The organism is Acinetobacter sp. YH01009, assembly GCF_013420765.1.
GTDB classification, from domain to species: Bacteria; Pseudomonadota; Gammaproteobacteria; order Pseudomonadales; family Moraxellaceae; genus Acinetobacter; species Acinetobacter amyesii.
Genome location: NZ_VOYE01000035.1, coordinates 1 through 4490, shown reverse-complemented (window position 1 = coordinate 4490; position 4490 = coordinate 1). Strand labels below are relative to the sequence as shown.

Below are 4490 nucleotides of genomic sequence, written 5' to 3'. Positions count from 1 at the left end.
ATTACGCAAAATAATTCGGTACTATTAAACATGAGGATAGAGTTGTGAGTTTTGTGTGGTAACTCAACTGATGGCTCTAGTCCTCATATTTTTCAAGTCAATTTCTTATCCGCGATTCGGGTTATATCTAGAATAAAGAAAACATTAATATATTTATTACATGATGAAAGTGTATCTTTGCCGAAACGTATAGCAGACTGTATTTTTGACCCTAAATATAAATTGAATGAATTTGGACAATCAAATATTCAGGAATTAGTTGGTTGGGTAAATAGTGAAGGCAAACCTGTTATTAATGGACGGACAACAAAGGTTTTACGATATTTTGGATTTAATGTAAGGCAAATTAGCTGAACAGAAATTAATGGATACAAAATGAAACTCAACTCATTCTCCCCAATCCCTGAAGAAGATGATGAACTGCATTTGCCTGAACTGGTGTACTGGGCATCTTTAGGTGAACTCGCAGAAGTCGAAAAATCTTTGGCGAATGGCACAGATGTAAACACTGCCGATGAAGAAGGCTATAGCGCACTGCATGCAGCAGCAGAGAATGGCTATTTAGACGTCGTAAAGCTTTTGGTAGGTAAAGGTGCAGACGTACAGCACAAAACCCAATACACAGCATTAGAGCTCGCAGAAATGGCAGGCAACGAGGATGTAGTGGCATACTTAAAAAATATGTAAGCCATATATCCTATAACTTAGATTTATAAAATACCCGCATGCAATATGCGGGTATTTTCCATTTGTATTATTGTTGCTGTTGCTGTTGCTGTTGCTGTTGCTGTTGCTCAAGCTCCTGCTGAATTGCTTGATTAAACGCAGGCAAGTCATCTGGACAGCGAGAAGTAATGAGCACCCAACCGCCCGTATTACAGCGGTGCACCTGCTCATCGACCCAATGTGCACCCGCATTTTCCAAATCCAAACGAATGCTTTTATAAGACGTCAGAGTTTTATCACGAATTCTTTCAGCATTAATGAGCGCCCAAGGACCATGACAAATTGCAGCAATAGGTTTTTGATGGTCAGCAAAGTTTTGAATAAGTCGCAGTGCATTTTCATCGATCCGTAGATGATCTGCATTGACAGTTCCGCCTGGAATTACTAAGACATCATAGTCTTCAGCATTTACGCTGCTCAATTGGGCATTGGGTTGAACTTCAGCTTCGACCTTTTTGTCGGCTTTTACTGTTTGGACAACCGCATGTTTAATAGCGGCATGAATGGCTTCAATTCCCTTTTCATTTAAATAATTTAATGGTTGGATCAGCTCGTCATGTTCAACACCGACATTTGACGTTATCACTAAAGCTTTTAAAGTCATGATTGACTCCTTGCAATGAGGATTGTCTACCACGCTAACAAGCTGACGGATTTGGGTATGTAATAATTTCGCAGGAAACTGTAAGAAGTTTTGACAGAGATGTTATGCGAAGGTTCTAGATTAGAGCGAACTTTTAAAAATCAGCTAGAAAAAGAAAACCCCGACGTCCTGTCGGGGTTTTCTTCGTATTTCGTGTTCTAGATACAACTCCTTGTTATATCTCACGTCCTGATGCAGAAACTTATTGTTATTGTTTTATGTTTCGGAAACTTCCTGTCTCCTGATAATTGTAGATTAGGCCTGTTTCTGAAACTTGGAAAGCCGCAATTTTCTGCATGTCATGTAAGCCAAAACGTACAAAATTATTCTGTTACCTTTCCAAAGAAAAATCATCTGATTAATTGATTAGAATCAAATGATTATAAAAGGGAAGGGAACAGTAAATGAAACAATGCATAAAATATTTTCGAACGCCTAGCCTCATCGTTGGCATCCTGATGACCGCCGCATGCCATGCAGAAAACACTGCATCTACAGCACAAGAGCGAACACCAAGCCAAACTCAAAATTCGGCACAAATCCAGCAAGAACAGCGCTTTAAAATACAAAAAATCGCTCAATTTAATGAACCTTGGGCCATCCAGCCACTTACAGACGGCCGTTTATTGCTGACTGAAAGAAAAGGTCAACTGATCATCTTTAATCCGCAAAACCAGCAAAAAATACAGGTGAAAAACCTTCCCAAAGTTGCCTATGGTGGACAAGGAGGATTAGGCGATATTGCACTTGATCCACAATTTGAAAAAAATCATCAAATATACCTGAGCTATGCAGAAGCAGGACAGGGCGGTTTTGGCGCTGTCATCGAAAAAGCCACATTAAACCTCAATGAAGCTGCGCCAAGTTTAAAACAGCGAAAAATCATTTGGAGGCAAATTCCAAAAGTAGAAGGTCAAGGCCATTATTCACACCGAATGCAGTTTGGAGCAGATGGAAAATTATGGGTGAGTTCGGGCGAACGTCAGAAGTTTGATCCTGCACAAGATCTGCAGTCAAATTTGGGTAAAGTGCTGCGCTTAAATAGTGATGGAACGCCTGCTGCAGATAATCCATTTCAGACCCAAGGCGAGGTTGCCAAGCAAGTGTGGAGCTTCGGGCACCGTAACCCTTTAGGCATGGCATTTGATGCAAAACAGCAACTTTGGGTGGCCGAAATGGGCCCGAAAGGCGGTGATGAGTTAAATCTGGTGCAGCGTGCGAAAAACTATGGCTATCCACATGTGTCGAATGGTGATCATTATGATGATCAACCGATTCCGGATCATCATACGCGGCCTGAATTTGAAGCGCCTGCCATCAGTTGGACACCCGTGATTTCACCATCGAGTTTGATGTTTTACCAAGGGCAAAAGTTCCCCTTGTGGAAAAATAAAGCGCTGATTGGCGGATTGTCGTCTCAAGTAATCGTGATTGTGGACACAGCACATCAACCGGCAACAGAAATCCAGCGCATCGACATGAAACAGCGGATCCGTGGCTTGATTGAAGCCAAAGATGGCGCCATTTGGGGGATTGAAGACGGTGAAAAAGCATGGTTATTCAAAATTGAGCCAAAATAGCGGCTAAAAAATAAACAAAAAATTCAAAAAATAAAAAAAAAGCCCCTACGGGGCTTCTCACATACATGCCTGCACGAATTTTAAATCAGTCAGCTAAGCCGCATAGTGCTCATCGGCATTAAAGGCATTGGCTTGAATTTGAATCAACTTACGATTTCCTTGTTCTCCATTCATCCGCCAATGCGCAATTTTAATATTATCAACGATCGCAACATCACCTTTATGCCACTGCAAAAGCAGGGCATCTTTATACATCGCATCAAAAAATTGCTGCTTTTCGGCATCGTTCCATTCAATTTGTTGACCTTCTGGCGTGTAAATTTCCCATGTCAGTTGCATGCCGTCAGCCGTTGAATCGATTTCAATCTCCCCGCGATTTTCAAAGCAATTTTTGGCCGCCTGATGGGCAAATGGATTGGTATTATTGGCAAAAGCCCACGGCTGAATGACATGCTTTTTTGTATCAGGGTGATGAATCACCAGTGGCGAACGCTGCAAGGTCAATTTGGCTTTTTTATCTTGTCGAATCTCTAGACTAAACGGGCTCTTTTTCAGCAATAATCGGTCAAATAGCCCCACCTCGCGCGCCGAGACATAAGAAAAATGGTTCCATGCGCCGAGATATTTTTCCTGTAGATGTTTCGGAAAATTCTCCCAAATCTGCTCTAAGTTATTAAATCCTGTTTCTGCCAAATACGTCGAAGGTTCCTGACAAAATAAGGCGATATAACGCGAGCGTTCTGAGCGTACTCCGCCTTCAACATGCGGGCCTTGTACCGAGTTTTCGACTGGACCCAATTGCACTGTGTTGCGGTCTATATAACGACGGTAGTCGCCAGCACCGAGCAAGTTCTCGCTGTATTTTCGCATCCAAGATGCAACCCAGCTGGGCATATTGGGGTTAAAAGCATTCCATGGGGTAAACTGAAAATATTGTTCAATCAGTTGGTTAAATTGTTCGGGTTGCTCGATGTTAAAACCACGAAACAGTAAGATGCCATTTTCATGGATTTGTTGTAAAAGCTCTTGTCGATGCGCGCCAATATATTGTGCAAGATCTTGTGGGCTATTGTGTTCTGGAGCGGCATGAAAAATGCGGGTAAAACTATTCAGTTGTTGCTGTTGCAATTGCATAGGTCATTCTCTAATTTTTTAATTCAATTTTTATTGTTGTCGCCTAATCCCTAAGCGCTGACAGTTCGAGCTGCTGAACTCGCAGCCGTTATTCTGTCTAAATTCTCTGCCGATTATAAGTACAGTTTTACTGTTGCGATGTAAGTATTGTTGATAAATTGCGATTTTTCGACGAATAGAGTGCGATCTCTGAATGAATGACGACATGAAAAAAGCCCTCGACATCCTATTGCAAAATCAATAAGTATTTGGACACCCATTCTTTTTTAAGTTGGACACTTTAGGGTCTGTTGACATTTGTTGATTAAAAAAATAGCGAGATAGTAAAATTAAATCGCCAAACCCAATTTTACACTCGCTATGCCTCGAACAATGCTAAATGATCAACACTGGTCCAAGTTACTTGC

At 41.4% G+C, this 4490-nt stretch carries 5 protein-coding genes; 3 read left to right on the top strand and 2 right to left on the bottom strand.

Annotation, left to right across the window (positions count from 1 at the left end; all coding sequences use genetic code 11):
• Positions 1 to 51 precede the first annotated feature (51 nt).
• Both FTT76_RS17295 and FTT76_RS17290 read left to right on the top strand, forming a co-directional pair.
• Positions 52 to 354 (top strand): hypothetical protein, encoded by a 303-nt coding sequence (locus tag FTT76_RS17295; RefSeq protein WP_180190651.1) that lies wholly within the window; start codon positions 52 to 54, stop codon positions 352 to 354.
• Between the two features lie 21 nt (positions 355 to 375).
• On the top strand, positions 376 to 687 hold the full coding sequence (locus FTT76_RS17290; RefSeq protein ID WP_111886056.1) for an ankyrin repeat domain-containing protein: 312 nt from the start codon (positions 376 to 378) through the stop codon (positions 685 to 687).
• Positions 688 to 754: 67 nt separating this feature from the next.
• Here the strand turns inward: FTT76_RS17290 and FTT76_RS17285 are convergent, their stop codons facing one another.
• Entirely contained in the window at positions 755 to 1330 is a 576-nt protein-coding gene (locus tag FTT76_RS17285) for a type 1 glutamine amidotransferase domain-containing protein (protein WP_180190650.1), read from the bottom strand.
• Positions 1331 to 1773: 443 nt separating this feature from the next.
• Here FTT76_RS17285 and FTT76_RS17280 point away from each other — a divergent pair, with 443 nt between their 5' ends.
• Entirely contained in the window at positions 1774 to 2949 is a 1176-nt protein-coding gene (locus FTT76_RS17280; RefSeq protein ID WP_111886059.1) for a PQQ-dependent sugar dehydrogenase, read from the top strand.
• Positions 2950 to 3042: 93 nt separating this feature from the next.
• Here FTT76_RS17280 and FTT76_RS17275 read toward each other — a convergent pair whose 3' ends face one another.
• Complete coding sequence (locus FTT76_RS17275) at positions 3043 to 4083, bottom strand: TauD/TfdA family dioxygenase (protein WP_180051163.1); 1041 nt, start codon at positions 4081 to 4083, stop codon at positions 3043 to 3045.
• Positions 4084 to 4490 lie beyond the last annotated feature (407 nt).